The 22,095-nt window shown below is 47.8% G+C and carries 10 protein-coding genes; 3 read left to right on the forward strand and 7 right to left on the reverse strand.

Annotated features, from left to right (window positions below):
• Positions 1-28: 28 nt before the first annotated feature.
• The 7 genes from ED312_RS07550 to ED312_RS07580 all read right to left on the reverse strand — a co-directional run bounded on the left by ED312_RS07550 (position 29) and on the right by ED312_RS07580 (position 14,561).
• The gene (locus ED312_RS07550; protein WP_123215403.1) at positions 29-2,875 is read right to left on the reverse strand and encodes a glycoside hydrolase family 2 TIM barrel-domain containing protein; all 2,847 of its coding nucleotides are present in this window, start codon (positions 2,873-2,875) and stop codon (positions 29-31) included.
• Between the two features lie 9 nt (positions 2,876-2,884).
• Positions 2,885-5,086: an alpha-L-rhamnosidase-related protein gene (locus ED312_RS07555; RefSeq protein WP_240643056.1), complete on the reverse strand. Its 2,202-nt coding sequence runs from the start codon at positions 5,084-5,086 to the stop codon at positions 2,885-2,887.
• An 81-nt stretch (positions 5,087-5,167) separates the two neighbouring features.
• Positions 5,168-6,748, reverse strand: a complete 1,581-nt coding sequence (locus tag ED312_RS07560; RefSeq protein ID WP_123215404.1) for a sodium:solute symporter family transporter — start codon at positions 6,746-6,748, stop codon at positions 5,168-5,170.
• An 11-nt stretch (positions 6,749-6,759) separates the two neighbouring features.
• Complete coding sequence (locus ED312_RS07565; protein WP_123215405.1) at positions 6,760-7,848, reverse strand: Gfo/Idh/MocA family protein; 1,089 nt, start codon at positions 7,846-7,848, stop codon at positions 6,760-6,762.
• A 95-nt stretch (positions 7,849-7,943) separates the two neighbouring features.
• The gene (locus ED312_RS07570; protein WP_123215406.1) at positions 7,944-9,824 is read right to left on the reverse strand and encodes a right-handed parallel beta-helix repeat-containing protein; all 1,881 of its coding nucleotides are present in this window, start codon (positions 9,822-9,824) and stop codon (positions 7,944-7,946) included.
• Positions 9,825-9,924: 100 nt separating this feature from the next.
• Entirely contained in the window at positions 9,925-11,556 is a 1,632-nt protein-coding gene (locus tag ED312_RS07575; protein WP_123215407.1) for a RagB/SusD family nutrient uptake outer membrane protein, read from the reverse strand.
• A 17-nt stretch (positions 11,557-11,573) separates the two neighbouring features.
• Positions 11,574-14,561, reverse strand: a complete 2,988-nt coding sequence (locus ED312_RS07580; protein ID WP_123215408.1) for a SusC/RagA family TonB-linked outer membrane protein — start codon at positions 14,559-14,561, stop codon at positions 11,574-11,576.
• Between the two features lie 464 nt (positions 14,562-15,025).
• Here ED312_RS07580 and ED312_RS07585 point away from each other — a divergent pair, with 464 nt between their 5' ends.
• From ED312_RS07585 to ED312_RS07595, 3 genes are all read left to right on the forward strand, one after another.
• The gene (locus ED312_RS07585) at positions 15,026-18,454 is read left to right on the forward strand and encodes a glycosyl hydrolase family 18 protein (protein WP_123215409.1); all 3,429 of its coding nucleotides are present in this window, start codon (positions 15,026-15,028) and stop codon (positions 18,452-18,454) included.
• 37 nt (positions 18,455-18,491) lie between these two features.
• The gene (locus ED312_RS24105) at positions 18,492-21,143 is read left to right on the forward strand and encodes a beta-1,3-glucanase family protein (RefSeq protein WP_206363227.1); all 2,652 of its coding nucleotides are present in this window, start codon (positions 18,492-18,494) and stop codon (positions 21,141-21,143) included.
• Positions 21,144-21,416: 273 nt separating this feature from the next.
• The gene (locus ED312_RS07595) at positions 21,417-22,091 is read left to right on the forward strand and encodes a MarR family winged helix-turn-helix transcriptional regulator (RefSeq protein WP_317125668.1); all 675 of its coding nucleotides are present in this window, start codon (positions 21,417-21,419) and stop codon (positions 22,089-22,091) included.
• Positions 22,092-22,095: the final 4 nt, after the last annotated feature.

Below are 22,095 nucleotides of genomic sequence, written 5' to 3' on the forward strand. Positions count from 1 at the left end.
GTTTTTATACACAAAGGTTAACAGAGACTTAATTTGCCCTGAATTTAAGGTATAACGTATGTTTTTTAACTCCTTCTATCCATTTGGGCCGCGACGAAGGACCTACGAGATCGGTGGCATTTACCTTGTTTCGCACGGCAGGTATCACATCAAACACGGCTATACCTGTTTGTGGCAGGGTGTACAACAGGGCATCCCTGCCATCTCTGGGAGTATATACACCAAGATAACTGCCGGACTGGGAGTTACTTAACTGTATTTCTCCCTGTGAGGTACGGAAAACCGCCCATTGCCATTGGTTAAAATACCCTTTGAACTCGGGATATACAAAAGATTCTCCGGGAATAGGATCATTGTAATCATTCTCCCAAACATCAAGCGCGGTCCCTCTCAGGCGGTTTTGCCAGACCCTGTAAGGCCCTTTCCCCAGCCATTTGACGCTTTTCACCTTATCTTCGGGATAACCGAAGGAGACTCCTGCCAGTTCCACTATGCCGTGATAGTCATATTCATAATCCAGTTGTACGCTACCATCTGCCTTTACCGTCCATTGTACTTTTTGTAAAGGCCCGAAATATTCGGCACTGACCACTACCTCACCGTCTTTTTCTTCGGCGGAAATATGTTGCAGTTTTTCCTCATAGGCTATCTCTTCATAGATGCGGTCCTCTCCTTTGGCCGCTTCCTTATCTACGGTACCGTCCAGGGTCCTGTCGCCCCTTCGTGCAGCGATAAACCGGGGACCGTTCCCGAAATCCATTACCTTCCCCGACTGTACAACCTCATGCAATTTCCCGGTTTTCCGGTCTATTTTTATCTGTGTGCCGGAAGCGATCACCTGATAATAGTCCGTTGTTTCCTGCAGGGAGATTTTGCCTTCTGTATGCTCAGCCACAGGTTCTTTTTCTTTATCCCAGGTATAGGCCCATGTCCACAATTCTTTGCCTTCCGGGTCGAGTACTTTAAGGTAAAGTACGTCCGCTTCCTTCCAGTTACCGGGCAGTTTTATCGGGAGTTCCCCGGTAGTATGGGGGGGTATATCCGGGCCTTTTATCGTTTTCTTCTCTATGGTCTTCCGCGCTGCATTTTTGTCTTCCGGATTCGGAAACTGCGCCAGTTCCCATTCCAGCGTACAGCGATTGGTATTGGTGAAATCGTAACGGTTTTCCAGGGTAAAGACGCCATCGAAATCATCCGGGAGTCTTTCTTCCTGAGTTATAATTACTGGTGACCATATTTGTTTTATGGTATAGAAACTGCCTTCTTTTTCGTGGTGCGGCCCTACGATACCATCTGCCCCGTAATTCCCCTGGTTATCTATCCGTCCGTTCTGATCGGTACGGGCTATCCCCTCATCTGCAAATACCCATAGGTACCCTCCGCCACTCCTGGGGTGTTTGCGCATTACTTCCCAGTAATCATGCAGCCCCGCACCGTGTCCACCGTCATAAAGACCGTGCAGAAACTCGGTAGGCATGAAAATCTCTTCACCTCGGAAATACTCGAGCGTCTCCCCGTAGGATCTGTAGTGCATGGTTTCTACCCCGCTAAGTTCCTGTTGCGGATGTAGTACGGGACGTTTTTGCAGATCCCAGATATCGAACTGGTTGTCGAGATTGGTATTCCAGCCCCCTTCGTTCCCGTTGGACCAGAAAATAATGGAAGGGTGGTTCAGGTCGCGGGTTACCATTTCCCTTACCAGTTTTTTTCCTACGGCATCATCGTAATGTCCGTGCCATCCCCCGAGTTCATCCATAACATACAGCCCCAGTTCATCACAGGCATCCAGGAATTCCGGGTCGGGCGGATAGTGCGACAGCCTTACGGCGTTCATATTCATCTCCTTAATAAGCCGCACATCGGCATAATTGAGTTCCTTATTAAGCGTACGCCCCGATTCGGGCCAAAAGCTGTGCCGGTTTACTCCTTTCATCAGCACACGCCGGCCATTGACATAAATACCATCTCCTTTATGTATTTCTATCGTACGAAAACCGAACCTGTCGGAAGTTTTATGCAACAGATCGTTTCCTTTGTACAGTAAAAAATCGATATGGTAAAGATCCGGGGTCTCGGCAGTCCATTGCCTTATATCACCGAATGTTCCGGACAGCCTTACTCTGTCGCTCCCCGGGGAAACTTCTCCCCGCAGCGTCCCTTTCTTTTTGCCATCGGTACCGGTTATGACCGCTTCTACCCGGAGGCCGGAAGCTCCGTCTCCCAAAAAGACATCCGCTTCGAAACTTCCGTCTGCTTCGGCTTTTATGGCAGTACGTTCTATATTTTGTGCCGGACGGGCTTCGAGAAAAACGGGACGGAATATCCCCCCGAAATTCCAGTAGTCCGCTCTTCGTTCTGCCAGGTTTACACTACCGTTTTCGGACTCCTTGCTTACGGTGACCTCGAGCAGGTTTTCCCGGCCGTACTTCAACAGGCCGGTAATATCGTACTGAAAACGGTAAAAGGCTCCCTGGTGTTTTGATCCGGCAGAACGGCCGTTGATCTTTACTTCGGTATCGGTCATGGAGCCGTCGAACACTATTCTCACTCTTTTATTTTCCCATTCCTTCGGAACGGTAAAGGTATACTTGTATTCGCCTACCTCATCGGCTATACCGTCCGGGTGGGGCTTCCCATAAAACCTGATACCGTACTGGTATTTACCATAACCCTGCTGCTCCCACACGGAAGGGACCTCAATGGTACTCCATTTTCCGCTGTTTCTTCCCTCAGACACTTTAAACTCCCAGGTTCTGGTATCCTGGTAGCCCTTACTGGAAAGATAGAGGACTTCTGTTTCGTTTCCCTGTTGCGCTTCGAGGTTGCTCAGGGATACCATGCTCAATATCAGATAAAAGAGAAATGTTTTTCTCATGGTTAACGGTCAGTTTTTATATTTGTATTTGATGTTATATGTTTCTCCCGGGGCTATCTGCAATTGATAGGTATCTTCCGCGGTATTCTTAATTTCTCCTTCACGACAAACGGGCGGGATCTTACTCCTGAATGTTAATGTTCCCGTTCCACCGGCACCACGGATACGCATTTCCCCGGTACTGCAATAGACTTCTATTTCCCCTTCTGGCGTAGGCACCTTGCCCTCCATCCATTTCAGTCCGCCGAGATCCGGTTCTACCGAATAGGTCTCATATCCCGGTGTGACAGGTTTTACCCCCAGGTAATATTTTCCGAAGAGATATATGGGGCTTGCACCCCAGGCATGGCACAGGCTCTTACCGAAAGGCCTGCCATACATGGCAAGCTGGTCGGCCCCTTTTTCGGAGGGATCGTATTTCTCCCAGAAAGAAGTGGCTCCCAGATTGAGCATGCCCCCCCAGTAATCCCGTATTTCATCAAGCACGTATTCCTGTTCGCCCATGGCACAGAGGGCCTCGAGTTCATAAAAGCGCATGTACGGTGTGGTGATCTGCTGTACCTCGTCGTTCAGTAATACATTTTGTTTTACTCCCTGTTTTTGCTGCCCGTTCAGATAATCGAAGAAAATGGCAAACATATTGGTGTAGCGGGTTATTTTATCTATCGTTTTACCTGCTACCCGGTTGTGCAGGAATGCCTGCTCTTCTTCGGACCAGAATGCACTGAAAATATCCTGTTTTAATGCTTCGGTCTCCTTTTTATAGGTTTCGGCAGCCTCATTATCTTCCACGATACCGGCACAAAGCGACATGGCTTCCAGACTGCGGGCCAGCAGTAATTGTTCGAAACTGACCTCACCTTCCTTGCTCAGCCCGTCCGCCCAGTCGATAAACACCCAGTCGCCGGGCAAGCCCTGCACCATGTTATTCTCGTTTCGTCTCTGAAGGCAGAAATCCATTAACGATACCATACCGGGATAAATCTGCCGGATAAAATCCTTATCCCCGGAATACAGGTAATAATCATATACCCCGAGGAACCAGTAAAAGGAATAATCCATAATGGTATTGATGTGGCTGTTTACCGGGTCTTTTCCTCTCAGGGCAAAGAGTGTGCGTTTTACAGAAGGATTATCGAAAAACAGGTAATAGTTCATCAGGTAACTCTGATAGGCATCGCCGGACCATATCCACCTGTCGCGCTTTATGCCGTCTATAAAGAACTCCCTGGTGGTCAGATGCATGGTATAGGCGGATACTTCCCATATCTCATTCAGCAGGTCGTCCGAACTTTTAAAACTCCCCCGGTATTCGAGAGGGAGGTATTCATAAAGCATGGATATGGAGTCTACCCTTGCCGTCCCTTCGGTGCGTACCTGTACATAACGAAAAGCCTTGGAGGTATCGAGGGTATAGGTCTCCGGGAGGGTGTCATCCACAGTAATTTCATCCAGGGTCTCACAGGCCTCGACCGACCGGGCCTCCTCTTCCGATTCCCCGTAGTACAGTTTTATCTTTCCTTCTCCCTTTAATCCGTGCAGGCGGATAAAACCGAAAGTTTCCTTTCCGAAGTCGGTAATCACCCCGTGTTCTTCCTCACTAACGGACACCGCGTACTGCGGGGTGGTTTCCAGTTTGAATGCGGAAGGGTTGTTTTCGGGGGAATTGAAATTCCAGCTTCCTGCCTGCTGCCATTCGGTCCCGGACTGCCCGGAAGCACGGCCTGTTTCGTCTATCCATTCCTTATCCTCGTAAGTTACTTCCCAGGAAGGGTCACTCGCCAGGTGTTTTCCCTGTACGAAAAGCGCCGGGGTTCTCTCCTGGTTATACACTTTTACGGTTAGATGATGCTTTCCGGCAGGAACGGTCATCCTTGAAGGGTCTCCGTAATACATAGCTCCGTCCAGCTGGATTTTGCAGTCTCCTTCCGCTGAAATACGGATAATATCATCCTCAGGAAGGGTAAAGTGCTTTTGGAAGGTTACCAGTGCATAAGGGCTGTAATAACGCCACAAAGGCGGAAAAAATGCACCGCGTTCCGTACGGCGTGCCTGCATTTTATTACTCAGCCATATTTCATAATCCCCGGGGTACCATATCCAGGTGGCATCCGCCTTCTTTTGCTGTGCGGCTGCGGGCCCTCCAAGTAAACACAACATGGCCACAAGGGCCAGTATGCTGTAACGGATATATTTTTTATTGTTTTTCATTTTATCAGTATATATTTTCTTTTATTCCGTGCCTCACATTTACCTTATCAGTTTTTAATGGACAACTTCGGGATTTCCCGGTTACCAGCCGTTAAAGAGCAGGTATAACCCTGCCATGATTACGGCCAGCGCTGCCCATAACCAGCAGACAGTACCGGACATTGCCGTAGCAGGCAGATCTTCACGTAAAGTTGTGCCGGTATCGTTGTTATCCGCAAGGGAAACAATAATCATCATAGCTGATAATGCCAGGAAAATGTAAAAGGACAACAACAAAAAGTGCGGCCAGAAATCATGTGTTTCTGCCGGAAATATCCAGAGGTAACAAACTCCGGTTGCAATACTGAGAGCCGTTCCCAACGTCAGGACGATATTCACCGCTTTTGCGGTCGCCTTCTTCCACAACACGCCAAAAAGGAATACGGTAGTCATCGGCGGGGCTATAAATCCGAGTACGGACTGAAATACGTCGAACAGGTTCAGTCCTTTTATACTGTCTATGGCCAAAGTTATGAAAACGGCTATAGCTGCACCTGCTATTGTAACGATATGACCGGTTTTCCTTATTTCTCCCGAACCGGCCCCGGGTTTATATTTTTTTGCATAAATATCCATGGTAAATACGGTACTCAATGCGTTAAGCGCCGAATCTACGGTACTCACCAAGGCGGCAATAAGTACGGCCATTACGAGTCCCTGCATTCCGGGAGGAAAGAGCTCGGTAACCATGGTCATATAAGCTTTATCCGGGTCATCGAGGTTGGGAAAAAGTACATAGCACAATATGCCGGGAAGGATAAACAAAGGCACATCGAGTATTTTGAGCCACCCGGTGAAATTGGCTCCCAGCTGCCCCTGCCTCAGGCTTTTTGCCCCGAGTACGGACTGAACCATCGATTGATCGGTACACCAGAACCACACGCCCATCACCGGATATCCGAGTAGAATGGCGGGCCAGGGATAGTCCGCATTGTCCGAAGGCAGAAAAAGGTTCCAGTACCCGGCAGGAACGGCATCTTTCAGCGTGCCGATCCCACCGGCCCTGTCCAGGCCGGTAAGGGTAAGTGCCAGGGATACCACGATAAGCAGTATCATCTGAAAAACATTCGTATAGGCAATGGTTTTGAGCCCTCCCGCAATTGTAAAGAATGCGGCTATGGCCAGAAGTACCATGACCGAGAGTACCATGGGAAGTCCCAGTATCTGCCGGATAAGGATGCCCCCGGCAAAAAGGGTCAGGGACAACCAGCTGACAAGGATAGTTATCAAGGTGTACCAGGCCAGTATACTTCGGGTGGAAGCCCCGAACTTATTTCCCATATATCCAGGTAACGTAGCAGTTCCGGCACCGAGGTATTTCGGGGCAAAAACTGCGGCAAGAAGAAATATGAACACAAAGGCATACCAGGCGAAATTTCCGGCGACGATCCCCGTAGTAAACCCGATACTCGCCGATGCTATTAGCATGGAAGGGCCTACATTGGTCCCCCACATGGTAAAACCGATACCGGGCCACCGTAGCGAATTCCCGGCCAGAAACTGGTTATCCCCTACGGCACTTTTGCTCCTGAAGCTTACCCAGGCCCCCATACCGATCACTATAGCGAGGTAAATCCCCACTACAATAAAATCGACAGGTTGTAACTTATCGTATATATTCATTTTTCGGCTGGTTAATGGCTCTGGCCCAATCCGTATTCTTTCAGTACATCCTTTACTTTCTCCGGTTTTCCCGATGTCAATGATCTTTCCATCGCTTTCAACAGGGCCACCGTACCAATACCTTCCCTGAGATCGGGATATGCGGTTTCGTTATTTCGTATACATCCGGCAAAATATTCCAGGTAATTGCGGTATTCGCCGGCGTGATGGCTTTTCCCCTCGAAAGGGAAATAATACTTGAGTTTATGTTCCCACGTTACGATGCGCTCTTCTCCGGTATTATCGGTAATGGCATACCTGATATCCATATAATCGCCCTGACTGCAACCTTCGGTACCACGGAGGATACAGCTCATTTCGCTATCTCTTTTTACAGGTTGCACCGGGCCGGTATATGCCCCTGATACCCGGGCTACCCTTCCATCCGAGGCCCGGAAAACAAAATGCATGGTATCCGGGTTTTTCAGCCCTCCCTTTTTACCATTGGCACTCAGCATACCATAGCCCATTACTTCCTCCACATCGGGCAGGTACCACCGGATAAAGTCCACAGGATGGCTCAATCCCCCGTACAACCATTGGAACGAAGGTTCGAGCGACCAGGGTTTGGCCAGAAACCAGCGGTGATCGGCATGATAGTACGCTTCTACGGTAATGAGTTCACCTATGAGCCCGGCCTCATAATCTTTCCGCTGTCGTTTCATGGGCTCAAAAAAACGGCTGCTTTGCCCTACAAACAGTTTCAGGCCCTTTTCCTCCTGAAGTTTCAGCAATCCGGCCGCATCTTTCAGATCGTCGAGCAGGGGTTTCGTACAGACCACATGTTTACCGGCCCGTAAGGCAGCCGTGATATGTGAAGCGTGCAAATGGTCCGGCGTATAGATGGCTATGGCTTCTATGTCGGGATTGTCAAGCATATCCTCATACCTGGTCGTATAGTTACCAAACCCCATTTCTTCACCTCTTTTACGACATAGATCCTCATTCAGGTCACAGATCTGGATGAGTTCTATTTCCGTACTCGTCAGGGCGGCGTGCATGGTGCTCCTGCCTTCGCCCAGGCCCAGTATTCCCAGCCGTAATTTTTTATTGTTTGTCATTGTGTTTACACGATTGGTTTTGTTTTTCCTTCCGGGGATTTCCCTTTATAGCGAAGAGAATTATTTTTAAGGCATGTTTATATTTTTTCCAGCGCCTATTCTTTTAAAATATCCTTGTATTCCGGCTCAATACCGGCATTTTTTCTTATTTCTTCAGATACATCCGGGCCGTTGTTCTCCCATTCATTTCCGGGGCCGGGGGTATTGGAAAAGAACTTGTCTTTTTCCGTCCAGTTGTCCTTAATACTGATATAGGATGACCCTTCGTCAAGATATATATACTGGTAGTGTTCCGGAATATGGGCATAGGGAGCTTTCATTAAATCGTAAATAGCATTCCCGCTGATCTCCGTATTGGGCTGGGCGGACAAGGTATATACTCCCCCCACATCGTACATTTGCCTGGCAAAACGGTGTATCCTGTTGGCGTGCACCAGGTTATTGCGGGAAGCGTTGACGGTTTTCGTCCATCCCCACCCGACACATATCCCCGAATAGTTGACATCTCTTACTTCATTGTGCGCTATGGTTATGTTCTGTGCATATCCCACACTTATTCCCACACAGCCCCAATCTTCATTGGTAGCGTCGGATACCAGGTTATTGGTTATTTTTATATGGCGGACCAGCTCACGGCGATCGGAAGGATCATAGGGCAAATGTGCCTCGAAATCCTCACTTCCGAAAAATCCGGCCTGTATTCCTGTTCCCCCGATATCGGAGAGAACATTACCTTCCACCCGGCTTTGGTTGACGCCAGCAATAAAATCGACAGCTGTTGCCGCCATATGTGTAAAGCGGCAGCGTTCCACGAAAATATTACCGGCATACCTTACTTCCAGAGCTGCAGGCTGACGGCCGACCCAGGCCTGGTTTTCAAGCGCGGCCTTATCGGGGGTTCCCGGGGTTTCCAGTTTATAGGCATCGAGAATATAAAATCCGGCCTGCAACGGTACATGCCCTTTTTCGGAAGGTCGTAACCAGGTGGTATGTGCAAAGGTGATCCCTTTAAAACCGATATGGGACACCGGGCAATCTGCCGAGCCGACAATTTTCGTAATCGATTGCAAAAACGGAGCAATAACTTCGGCCTTTTGCATGTCTTCACCTTCTCTCGGCCAGTAGTATACTTTTCCGGTTTTGTAGTCGGCAAACCACTCTCCCGGACTGTTGAGCAACTCTATGGCATTGCTGAAGAAAAATGCGGAATTACCGTTATATTCCTTTTTTTCGTCTATAAATGGTGCGGGCCACGGGTGTTCAAATTCTATTTTGCTCTCGGGCTGTTCAAAAGTGAGTTTGGTCTTATTGCCGTTTACCTGTATGTTCCTGGCCCTGAGATTGGCTATGGCCCACCACTGATGAATTACAAATTCCGGGTGGGATCCATCGCCAAACGTAATACCGGGGGTAGGGATCCACAGGGCTTCCTCCTCATTGTCCACGGAAAGGATCCGTTTTAGTTTACCATCGTTCAGTGTATTGGCCAGAACAGCTTTTTTGCCGTTTACCCAAAGCTGGCGGAACTGAAGCCATCCTCCTCTCATAAAAGGGATTTCGGCTACCCATACCTTGCCTTCGGCTCTTCCGGGAAGGCCCGCTAACGGTTGTTGCAATTTCTTCCAGTTACCAATATTACGTCCACCGGATATTACCGGACGGGCTCCGTCAGCCGCACGTATTACGGTAGGGCTTTCCGCTGTGCCGGAATCTTCCGGTCTTATGAGCACAGGAGCATCCGGCCTGTAAAGCCCGTCCTTCACTATAATATCTATACCTCCCCTGATGGAAGGATCGTTCAACCTGCGTAATTCCCGCGCTTTCCGCAATGCCATGTCAATCGATGCCAGCGGCTTTTCTTCCGTCCCGGGATTCCGGTCATTTCCATTATTGGATACCCATATTTCCGAAGACCAGCAACAATCTACTGAAAATAAAGTATATACTATGCTTATTACTAATAAGAAAGGTCTCATTACACTATCAGATTCTATATGTTCTGTCCAAATTTAGGGCTTCCCGGGGTTTCAACCATCCTGTACTTCCTTGCAGTTTTGCCAGCACCTCTTAACAGTACTAATATCCCGGATTCTGTTCGAGCCGGGCATCGATATTTGCATCGATGGCAGAAAGCGGAATGGGAAAAAGATTGTGATAATCCTGAACGGAGCTTCCGCTCTCCGGATTATACCGCCTCACTCTTTCGGCAAGTTTGCCTACCCTGTTCAGCGTAAGTCTTCGGGGTTCTTCAATAATAAGTTCCCTGGCTCTTTCGTCCAGGATGTAATCCAGATCTACCTCTGCGGGTTCTACTTCCGTAGCATGTGCCCGGTTCCTGAGTTCATTTATATCTGCAGCCGCCATTTCGGAATTTCCCATACGCCAGTATGCTTCCGCTCTTAACAGGTATGTCTCGGCAAGGCGCATGACATAGGTGTCTTTAAAAGCCCTTCCGAAAGATTCTCCTTCGGGAAATAACTGAGGCTCTATCTTCATGATCATGGGATAATAATTCACCATAGTATCTGCCTGAATGGCCATTGGGTCTACTTCCTGCCCGAAATATGGGGAATCGGGATTGTTGTAATAGTATTTCCGTTTGATGTTGTATCCGGAATTCCTCATGTCCGAAGGGTCTTCTTTCCAGATATCGTTATAGAAATAGGATGTGGGCCTCACCCATGCCACTCCACGGCCGAGACTGTCCGTAGTAAGTTCCATACCTGTATTTCCGTCAGGATCTCTTATATCCCACCATTTTGGTCCCCATGCTCTCAACCATCCGTTGGCATACCACTTTTGTCCTCCTGCGGTACCTCCTGCGGTCTGGAATTCAAATTGCAGCGCCCAGATAGTCTCGGTGTTTACCGTAGTAGAACGGTTCTGGTTCTCATCCTTGAACAAATCTGCAAAAACATCTCCGGGCCTGTCCGTATAATTACCGAACCGCTCTGTCATCAACCGATAACGCGGAGAACCTATGACCGCCGTAGCACTGGCCACAGCCGCCTCATAATCTTCCAGGCTGATATATACTTCCGTCAGCAGATGGTTGGCCGCTCCCCGCTCTATCCTGCCATCTTCCGGGGCTTCTGCAGGCAACCACTGACTTGCGTACTCCAGGTCTTCCCGGACAAATTCATATACTTCCCTGCGGGTGCTACGTACAAAATCTGTTCTGGGACTGTCGGATATCCGGTCTACGATGGGTACTCCGCCATAAAGATTGGCAAGCATATTATAGGCATATCCCCTGAAAAATCTCGCTTCGGCAATTATGGCGTTCTTTTCCTCTTCACTTTCCCAGAAAATATCGGGATTGTCTATATAGGCCAGTATATTATTTGCCCTGGGAATAAGGTCCAGGTAAGCCCAGTTCCAGTAAAATTCCACACTCCATTGCGCCGGGGTAAGCCAGGTCTGGTAATTCTCAAAATCGGCTAATCCGCGATCCCCCGTACAGGCCACGTCGGTCCCCAGCCAGAAAGAGTTCATACGGGAACCATCGGGATAAAAGAACAGTTCTCTTGCTGCGATATGCAAACCGGTAACCGCACTCTCAAAACCTTCTTTATCTACCAGCAGGTTTCCGGAATTGGGTATTCCTATGGGCTCTTCTTTTAAAAAATCTTTCTGGCAGGAACACAATACGGATGCCACTCCTATCATTACCAGATATACAGTATATTTTATATGATTAGTTTTCATCACTTGTTTTTTATGGATTAGAAACTGATATCAAGCCCTCCTACGATGGTTCGCGCCGAAGGATAAAGATCTCTGATTGTCGAATAACCGCTTTCCGGGTCGGGGCCTATCCAGTCGGTCCAGGTATAGAGGTTCCGTCCGCTCACATACACTTTAAGTGCATTTAGTCCCAGCTTTTTAACCAGGTCATCCGAAAAATTATAGGCGAGGGTAACATCCTGTAGCCTCACGAAATCCCTGCTCTGATAGAAAGACATTCCCAGCGGATTCGTCCAGTTTAGTGACGGCCGCGAAGCAGAACGGTTTTCAGGGGTCCAGTACCCGGCATCGATCATATTTACGGACCTTCCGGCATAATTTGCTCCGGAATACGGGCTGGGGTCCAGCAAAGGCATCGGGGCTTCCCATCCGGCAGCTGCATTAAGGAAGAAAGAGAGGGATATGCCTTTGTAACGGAAATCATTTCCAAATCCGATCCGATACTTGGGCTGTCTCTGTCCGACTATCGTACGGTCCTCGGGAGTTATCTGTCCGTCACCGTTGATATCCTTCACCCTTACCCAGCCAGGCCGGTACCCGTCCGGAAGGTCATCACCCTCCTGATAAATACCGTCGAAAACATAATCAAAATTAACGCTGATGGGGTGCCCGATGAACCAACCGTTATTCAGGTCATCGTCTTCTGTCCCGTCACCGTCGGTATCACTCCCGTACAGATGTACGATCTCGTTTTTGTTAGTAGAGAAAACCACCGATGATGTCCAGCCGAAATCATTTTTATCGATGTTGGTTGTATTAAGTGTCGCTTCAAAACCCTTGTTGCTGATCTCTCCGACGTTAGACAGCACATTGGAAAAACCGTTTGTCGTGGGAATACTGCGCCCGGTAAGCAGATCGGTGGTTTTGGTATTGTAATATTCCAGCGTACCATTGATACGGTTATTAAAGAGCCCGAAATCCAATGCGGCATTAAAAGAAACAGAGGTTTCCCATTTCAGATTGGGGTTGGGCATGTTTTCCGAAACGGGGAACGATCCCGTATGGGTGTCGCTCCCATCGCCGAACACATATTGATCAAACATGGACTTGTCCAGCGAAGAATACGGGGAAACGGCCTGGTTACCGATCTTTCCGTAAGACAGACGCAATTTCAGGAGATTGATCTTTTCTCTCACGGCATCCATAAAAGGTTCTTCACTTACAATCCACCCCAATGCGGCAGAAGGAAAATTGCCGTACTTGTTATTTATTCCGAAAACGGAAGAACCGTCTCTCCTCATTGTAAAGGTAAACAGGTAGCGGCTTTTAAACTGGTAATTGAGCCGGGCCATTGCCGAAACTCCTGTACGGTCCTCCCCCGAAGAATAGTTGCGCTGTACGTCTGCGATCTCCAGGTTATCCCATCCGTTGACATCGGTAAAAAAATTTCTCCCCTCCGCCGTAGTGCTTTCCATATAAAGACTATTGGCCCCGTAAAGAAGCGTAAGGTCGAAATTGTGATCGTCTATTCTTTTTTCGAACTTCACTATATGTTCCATCTGCCAGTTAAAGCGGTTCTCATTGGTCTTGTTTGCCGCTCCCAGGTTGTTTATACCATTCTGCTGATAGATAGGTATAAAGGTGTAATCATGCCCCCATTGTATATTGGGGTTATAGTTAAACCTATAGGAAAGACCTTCTAAAAACGGGAAATCAATCTTCAGAAAGGCACTGGCCATAAGATTGTTGTAAATTTCTTCATTCCTGCGCTGTGTAGCGTTGAAGAGCGGGTTGAGCAACAACTGATCATTGGTAGGGTAAGGCAGAATTTCACCGTTTTCATCCTCTACCCTGGAATAGGGCGACAGCCAGTACACCCCTTCGATATCCGCATTGATCCCGGAAAGGTTGCGCTGCGAGTACATACTGTTTACACCGACGGTGAGCCAGGGCGTAATCTTGTTCTCTATATTCATACGTAAGGACAACCTGCTTGCCTTATCCCCGTGGATCAGTCCCTTTTCGTCCACATATCCGCCGGAAATAAAATAGCTGGTCTTTTCCGTTCGCCCGGAAACACTGAGATTATATGAGCTTTGCAGGGCTCCCTGCTTCACGTATTTCCAGGGATCAACGGTTTTGCCTTCCCGGTATTGCAATAATTCGGTTTGTGAATCGAGTATATTTTCCACGTCCAGAATGGGAGTTTCCCCCGGTCTTGCATTCTGAATGTTATAATCTCTCCGGCGTTGCAGGTAACCTTCTGCATCGTAGAGAGAAACGGTATTGGCATACTCCGAAAACCCTGCATAGGTATTAAAGCGGATCAGCGGTTTTTCGGATGTACCCCCCTTGGAAGTAATGAGGATAACCCCGTTAGCAGCCCTAGCCCCGTAAATAGCGGTGGCACTGGCGTCTTTAAGCACCTCCATAGATGCTACATCGGCCGGGTTTATATCGGAAAGTTCACCATAAAAAAATGCACCATCCAGAATGATAAGGGGATCATTACTGGCGGTAAGTGACGACTGTCCCCGGATAAGAAGATTTCCGCTCTGTCCCGGCCTGCCGTTATCATTGAACTGTACACCCGCAACCCTCCCCCTCATGGCCTGAGCCACATTGGTGTTGGGCTGGGATTCCATCTGCTCTACCTCTACCGAGGTTACCGACCCTGTTACGTTCCGCTTACTTTGCGTACCGTATCCTATAACCACCACTTCATCCAGATTTTCCGCACTCTCCACAAGGGTTACGTTAATCTCATTCTCTGTGCCTACAATTTTTTCAATCGATTGCATTCCGATATAAGAAAAAATGAGGCGCTCTCCTTCGGAAGCCAGGATGCTGTAATTTCCGTCAAAATCGGTTTGGGTTCCCCTGCCGGTGCCCTTAATAAGGACATTCACCCCGGGCATAACTATCCCTCCTTCATCAACTGCCTTACCGGTAATAGTCTTTTCCTGCGAAAAGACTAGTGTGGCAAAGAGCAGACCAACGATCAAATGCAGTTTATGTAACATCATATTCTCTTTTTGATTATTATGAATTAATATATTTGGTCATATATACCGAAAAGCGATATCCGTAGCGTGACAGGGCCGGGTTAAAATGTACAGGGAGAATACCTGAAAATGTACAAACCTGCTATCAAAAACCTGACTTTCAAAAGTATGATGCTCCAGTGCAAAATGTATCCTGTTCTGTCCTGTTAATACCTTGCTCATCTTCATTTCTCCGGGTCTCCCAAAGCCATACGGTTTTTCATTCAGCTTAAAAACGGGGATCGAACACACTTTATTTTCAGACACTTACACAGATCATCACCGGAAAATGCTTGGTACTTAAATCAGCCCTGTTCAGCTACAAATTGCTGCAGTTAAGCTAAAAAAATTGGAAACATGCCTGTTTTTATTGTACCTTTTTAATGGTTAAAAAAGTAAGAATTATTATTAAAATTTAATTTATAGAAACACAAATACCCTTTATCATGAATTCACACCTACTTAAGATCCTTCTCCGGAAGTGGATCACACCCCTTATCTTATTTTTGACATTCGGTAACGTCCCATATGCCCAGGTAAATACGGGCGGAAATGCCTCCACGGCGGACCATCAGAAAGAAATAATCGGTTATATCACCAACTGGGATGCCTGGAAAAGCTCGGCTGCGGGTGTACCGTCTGCCGGTTCGCTCACGCACCTTAATATCGATTATTCAAAGTATACCATTCTCAATTATTCCTTTTTCGGTGTTTCGGTAGACGGATCGCTTCATAGCGGGGACCTGAGAAACAAGAACATTCACCAGGAAGGCCAGGTACAACAGCCGGCCGACATTTTTTTTACCAGTATTTATGACAGCTGGGATATGCTATTGCTTTTCGGTGAGATCGAAGCGGTGCATTATATCAGTGAAGATATCAAGACCCGTGCGGAAGCCCAGGGTTTTGTGGTCGAAGTAAACGGCAATACCTGGGAACATCCGGGCTGGGGGCTCAGCGGTACGCTGCCGCTGCCCCTCCGGAAAGAGGACGGAGCCCCGGGAGTACTGGAACTTGCCCATCAGAACAACGTAAAGGTAATGGCATCTATAGGAGGATGGAGCATGTGCAAGCACTTTCCCGAAATGGCGGCCGATCCGCAGAAAAGAGCGACCTTTATCGCCGATTGCCAAAGGCTTATCAATACAGGTTTTGACGGTATCGACCTGGACTGGGAATACCCGGGGCCATACGCCGGGATGAACTTTACAGGAAGCCAGGCCGATTTTACCAATTTCCTGATCCTCGTACAGGAATTGCGTGCCGCCATTGGCCCGGATAAACTTATCACCGCCGCATTCTCTGCCGACCCGGTGAAAGTCCAGGGGTTCAATTGGTCCTCCCTTTCAGCGACCATGGATTATTTTAACTTTATGACCTATGATTTCAATGGCGGGTGGTCGGACATTGCAGGGCATAATTCTCCTTTATATCCTTATGACGGTGCCGAGGCCCCGGATTTTAACTGGCAGTCTACCTTAAATGCACTTACTTCGCTCGGGGTTCCGAAAAACAAGATCAACTTCGGAATGCCTTTTTATGGACGCGGGGTGATTACGGACGGTCCTGCCGGGCTCAATACCGCTACTCAAAAACGAAACGAAACCGTTCAACCGGACGGCGCTATCGTTACCTGCGCGGATTTTGTCAACTGGCCCAGGGATGTTTACGATGGGACTCCCAATTATTTCTTCATTCAGCAGGCCATGAATGCCGGGGGATGGACCAGGCACTGGGACGACCAGGCCAAAGTTCCCTACCTGACCAAGGATAATTATTTTCTGAGTTATGATGATGAAGAATCCATAACCCATAAATCGCAGTTTATTGTGGATAATGACCTTGCCGGAGCCATCGTATGGACCGTATACGGTGATCTCGAATTCAGCGGAAGTCCGGAAAGTTTCGGTACCAAACTGAAACGCTGGCCCTCTATGTCCTCTCCCCTTATCAATACGGTAAACGAAGCATTCGCCGGGGAAGGCAGTACACTCCCCACGGTACGTATCACCTCCCCGGAAAGCGGAACGGCTTTCGGGGCCGGTGAAAATATAACCATTGAAGCCACCGCATCGGGAGGTACCATAACCAAGGTAGAGTTCTTTAACGGGGAAGAAAAACTGGGGGAAGATACCGAAGCCCCTTATAGTTTTACCTGGAATAATATTCCGGAAGGCAGTCACAATATCAAAGTAGTTGCCACAAGCGATGCAGGAACTACCGTGTCTTCGGAAAGTATATCCATAACCGCAAGTACAGACTCCGCCTGTCCTGATGATTTTCGTATTGTAGGGTATATGCCGTCCTGGGCTGGGACTGCTGCCGAAATACAATATGACAAGCTGACACATATTATATATGCTTTTATCAATCCGCAGGCATCGGGAGACGGTAGCCTTACGGCCATCGAAAACCCGGCAAAACTGCAACAAATAGTTTCCAGCGCTCATACCAGCGGTGTTAAGGTAATGATCGCCGTAGGCGGATGGACCGACCTCAACAATCCCGGGTTTGAAACACTCTCCGCCAATGCCGCATCCCGTCAGAACTTTGCCGATAACCTGCTCGGCCTTGTCAACCAGTACAACCTGGACGGGGTGGATATAGACTGGGAATATCCCCGTGAAGGTAACCAGCCACAGAACTATGCTGCCATGATGCAAAAACTTGCAGAAGTGATGCATAGCAACGGCAAACTCCTCACAGCAGCAGTTGCCGCAGTGGGCTATTATGCCGACGGTATCCTGGACAGCGTATTCCCTCATATTGATTTCCTTAACCTTATGGCTTATGACGGAGGAAGCGGATCTACGCATTCGCCCTACAGCTATGCCGTACAGACGCTCGATTATTGGCTGGGGCGTGGACTTCCGGCATCCAAAGCCGTCCTCGGTGTGCCTTTCTACGCCCGGCCATCCTGGAGTTCGTACCGTAATCTCGTAGCCAGCGGAGCCGATCCGAACAGCGATACTTATAATGGTGATTACTACAACGGGCTGGCCACAATACGGCAGAAAACACAATTGGCAGCAGACCGTGCTTCCGGGATTATGATATGGGAGCTTTCGCAGGACACGAACGATAATATTGCTATTTCCCTGCTCAATGCCATTCACGATGAAGCTCCTGATGATTGCCAGGGTAACGGAGGAAATCCGAGTATATTTTTCACATCACCAGCCAACGGCAGTACCGTAACCACAGGGGAGCCGGTAACGCTTTCGGTAAACGCCAATGATGACGGCAGCATTACCTCTGTTGTATTTGAAGTGAACGGACAAACCCTTACCGCTTCCGGAACGCAAGGTTCCTATGCTGCCTCCTGGACTCCACCTTCGGACGGAACGTATACCATAACCGCCACTGTTACGGACAATGAAGGAAACACAGCAAGCGCACAACTAACGCTTACGGCAGGTTCCGTTTCCGGTTGTTCCGCTCCTGCCTGGGGGGCCAATAGTATATATGTTGCTGATGACCAGGTTTCTCATAACGGTGGATTATACAGGGCAAAATGGTGGACGCAGAACGAAAACCCGGAAACACATTCGGCAGAATGGGATGTCTGGGAATACCTGGGGCCGTGTAACAGTGCTTCTATAGCTTCCGGTAAAGAGGTGTCACCGGCCGTACTGTACCCGAATCCGTTTTACGGAACCGCTACGCTGGAAGTAAATCTCAAAAAAAGCGGTAATACAAAAATATTGATGTACAATAATTCCGGAAGGCTTATCCGGAATGTCAGTGAGGGAGACCTTCGTAAAGGCAGGAATGAAATAACCATAGAAGGGTCCTCCCTGCCGCGAGGAGCATATTACCTCAAAATTTACAGTCCCGATAATAAATCTATAACCATACCCGTGATTAAAAACTAGATGTTTTTATAAAGCGGGTGACCCAAAATCTTACATTATGAAAAAAACAGTATATAACATCCTACTTATGTTTTTGTTGCTTTATGCCCATGCAGAAGCACAAACAACCGTTCCCTTTGAGATCAACAACAACTCGCCTTACCCTGACAGTGAACTTTATGTCGCTGTAGTAGGAGAAGACCTTGCAGAACCCAGCCAGCATATCTGGGTAAACACCGCTACGGGTAATACCTTTCCCATGAGTCCTTCGTACAATACGATCCAGGGACCTGTCGTTGGAGGGAATGCAGGGCCGGGAGGAGATGGCAAATATGCCGACTGCTTCACCAGGCTAAGTGATATTCCCAATAAAACAATAATGATCCCTCCCATCCAGGGATGCCGGGTTTTTATCTCTGTCGGAAGCCCGTTATACCTCTACTTTTTCGGAGCTTCGGGAGCACAGAGAGGGTACACTTCTCCCAGTTATACCAATCCCACCGATCCGAATATCGGTATCAAATATGAAATTATAGAACTTACCAATAATGAATATGGTTTTTTTGGCAATCCTACCAGGGTGGATTCTTACCAATATCCTTTAACCATGGAATTGTACGGTAATAGCGGTTATTACAAAAAAGTGGGAGAACAGGCCACACACAGCGAAATCCTGGCTGCATTCCCTTCGAGCGTACCTGTAGAATTCCAGGGGTGCCTGGACGCGGAGACCGAAGAGATTACGGCTCCCGGGAAAATTGAGGATTTTGCCGATGGCAGCGTAGGTACGATGCCCATTCCCGGTCCCTATGTACATTATATGAAACCATATGTCGATGCCGTATGGGCCAAATACGCCAATGAAGACCTTATTTTCGATTCCGGGGATGCCGGGGTGTGGCAGGGACGTGTTCAGGGTGAACAGCTTGTAATGACCGCCGTTTCGGGAGGTTTCCAGGGGCGACAGGCTATTATTACCCGGCGTCCTACCACACAGGAAGTATTTGAAGGTAAAGGTGTTCTTGACATGGGTGTACAGGATGATACCACCGACAAACTGGTCCAGGCGCAAATTTGTGCCGCTCTGAACAGGCATGTTATTGATATTACTACCCCGAACGTCGGGCAGCAGGATTGGTCGGATGCTTCCGAATACTACCAGGAATCTCCCTGTAACCACTACGCCAAATTCTGGCACCAGCAGGGAATAAGTATAGATGACCTTTCTTATGGCTTTCCGTATGACGACGTATGGGATTATTCTTCTTCGGTACATACTCCGAATCCGCAAAAAGTGGTCATAGGTTTCGGGGATAATAACGGTCAGCAAAATGCGGTGGAAGGTGATTGGCAACTGGTATGGCAAGACGAATTTACCGATGGTATTGGCCCGGACTGGGTATTTGAAACAGGAAATGGTGCTAATGGGTGGGGAAACAATGAACTGCAATATTACCGGGCGGAAAATGCCAGCGTTCAGAACGGGGCCCTGGTCATTACGGCCAGGCAGGAAAATTTCGGAGGATATGGCTACACCTCAACCAGGATGAAGACCCAAGGTAGAAAATCCTTTAAATACGGAAGAATGGAAGCTCGTATTGCCATCCCTTCTTCCCTGGGTACATGGCCCGCATTCTGGATGCTGGGCAACAGCATATCTTCCATTGGGTGGCCTAAATGCGGTGAAATAGACGTCATGGAACATATCAATACTTCTCCCAATATACATGGCACCATGCACTGGGAAGACCACAACGGAAACTATGCGAATTACGGAGGAGATACTCCGGCCAATGTTACGGCATATCATGTTTACGCAGTGGAATGGGACGAAAACTATATCCGGTGGTTCCTGGACGGACAGGAATATCACGTAGCTGACATTAGCAACGGCGTAAACGGAACCCAGGAATTCCATGAAAATTTCTTTCTGATACTCAATATGGCCATAGGCGGAAACTGGCCCGGTTTCCAGGTAGACAACAGTGCTCTTCCTGCTAATATGTATGTAGATTACGTAAGAGTTTATCAGCGCAATGGCAACGGCGGCGGCGGAGACCCCGGATTTTCACAACATATCGAGGCGGAAAGTTACAATAACATGAGTGGTGTGCAAACCGAAAACACAACAGATTCCGGTGGCGGACTGAATGTGGGATATATAGATACGGGAGACTGGATGGCCTATAATGCCATTAACATCCCCTCTTCCGGTAATTACACCATACAGTACCGGGTAGCCAGCGAAAGTGGAGGCGGACAATTATCCCTGGATATCAATGCAGGAGCAACGGTACTCGGTACGGTTAATATTCCGTCTACAGGCGGATGGCAGAACTGGACTACTGTGTCTCATTCCGCATACCTCAATGCAGGAACACACAATTTTGGTATCTACGCACAGAGTGGCGCATGGAACATTAACTGGTGGCGTATCGTGCAGCAATCGACAGCTTCAGTCCCGGCTCTACAGGAAAAAGAAGAAGAAAGCATCTTGTACCCCAATCCTACTCCCGGCCATTTACAAGTTAAATTCGATGGAGATAATGCCGGTATTGGCATATATGATATGAACGGGCGACTCGTTATACCATTCCGGAATGTACAGCCCGGAGAAGATATAGACGTTTCCAGCCTGAAAAGCGGTATATACATACTCAAGATGAATGTCAACGGCGAAGAAAAAACCCGGAGGTTTATCCGGAAATAAATTTCATATTAAAAACTGAAAAAGGTTTATGGTTTCTCTTAAGAGTAATGCCATAAACCTTTTTATATTTATCCGAAACACTTTCTTTCCTCCCTACTCAGCGGTTAATTTCCGATCACAGACACCCCGCAACACCTATGTATAACATGTTGTTAACAGCATAGAAACCCAAACGAATTCCTGCCCCTCACGATAATATCTTTAAAAAAAAGAGTATATTTATACTATTACTTAAAATAAAAAGAGTAATTTTACTCCAATTCTATAATAGAAATGATGAACTATACACTGCTAAGAGATGTTATTTCGTTAGTTGAGGACTACGAAAAATCCGCGGACTATCCTGCCTATGGCCCCGGAGTAGAGGGCTTTAAAAAGTGGATTTGCCACCGGGAACAATCCGTATTACTTCAGGATAACGAACCTTACTGGGAAGGTAAAGAAAACGGCCGCGGCCCGGACAGTGTCATTAATACGCTACTGGTACATCTCAACCGTTATGCAAAGACTTATTCAAAAGCCGCTATACACGATTCCGAATTTTCCACCCAGGAAGAATTTATCTACCTGATAAACCTGAAGGCTTTCGGACCTATGACAAAAATGCAATTGATTAAAAAGAATATTCACGATAAATCGGCGGGAATCAAAATAATTCACCGGCTACTCGAACATGAATGGATCGAACAGAAAACCTCTTCGGAAGATAAACGAAGTAAGATAATTTACTTAACTGTAAAAGGTTCCGAAACCTTGGAAAAGCAAATGCTGAAAATACGTAAAGCAACACAGATAGTTACGGGAAACCTTACCTCTCACGAAAAAATGGAACTCATACGACTGCTCGATAAGCTGGACAGGTTTCATCGCCCTATTTATTCTGAAAATATCTCGCCGGGAGATTTACTTGAAAAGGTAAATGCACAGTATTTACCCGGAAAAAATTGATCCT

This window comes from Sinomicrobium pectinilyticum (assembly GCF_003725735.1).
GTDB lineage: Bacteria > Bacteroidota > Bacteroidia > Flavobacteriales > Flavobacteriaceae > Sinomicrobium > Sinomicrobium pectinilyticum.

Excerpts from the sequence above, each read along its gene's own strand:
- ED312_RS07550 (WP_123215403.1), bottom strand. The coding sequence starts at position 2,875 with ATGAGAAAAACATTTCTCTTTTATCTGATATTGAGCATGGTATCCCTG.
- ED312_RS07555 (WP_240643056.1), bottom strand. The coding sequence starts at position 5,086 with ATGAAAAACAATAAAAAATATATCCGTTACAGCATACTGGCCCTTGTG.
- ED312_RS07560 (WP_123215404.1), bottom strand. The coding sequence starts at position 6,748 with ATGAATATATACGATAAGTTACAACCTGTCGATTTTATTGTAGTGGGG.
- ED312_RS07565 (WP_123215405.1), bottom strand. The coding sequence starts at position 7,848 with ATGACAAACAATAAAAAATTACGGCTGGGAATACTGGGCCTGGGCGAA.
- ED312_RS07570 (WP_123215406.1), bottom strand. The coding sequence starts at position 9,824 with ATGAGACCTTTCTTATTAGTAATAAGCATAGTATATACTTTATTTTCA.
- ED312_RS07575 (WP_123215407.1), bottom strand. The coding sequence starts at position 11,556 with ATGAAAACTAATCATATAAAATATACTGTATATCTGGTAATGATAGGA.
- ED312_RS07580 (WP_123215408.1), bottom strand. The coding sequence starts at position 14,561 with ATGATGTTACATAAACTGCATTTGATCGTTGGTCTGCTCTTTGCCACA.
- ED312_RS07585 (WP_123215409.1), top strand. The coding sequence starts at position 15,026 with ATGAATTCACACCTACTTAAGATCCTTCTCCGGAAGTGGATCACACCC.
- ED312_RS24105 (WP_206363227.1), top strand. The coding sequence starts at position 18,492 with ATGAAAAAAACAGTATATAACATCCTACTTATGTTTTTGTTGCTTTAT.
- ED312_RS07595 (WP_317125668.1), top strand. The coding sequence starts at position 21,417 with ATGATGAACTATACACTGCTAAGAGATGTTATTTCGTTAGTTGAGGAC.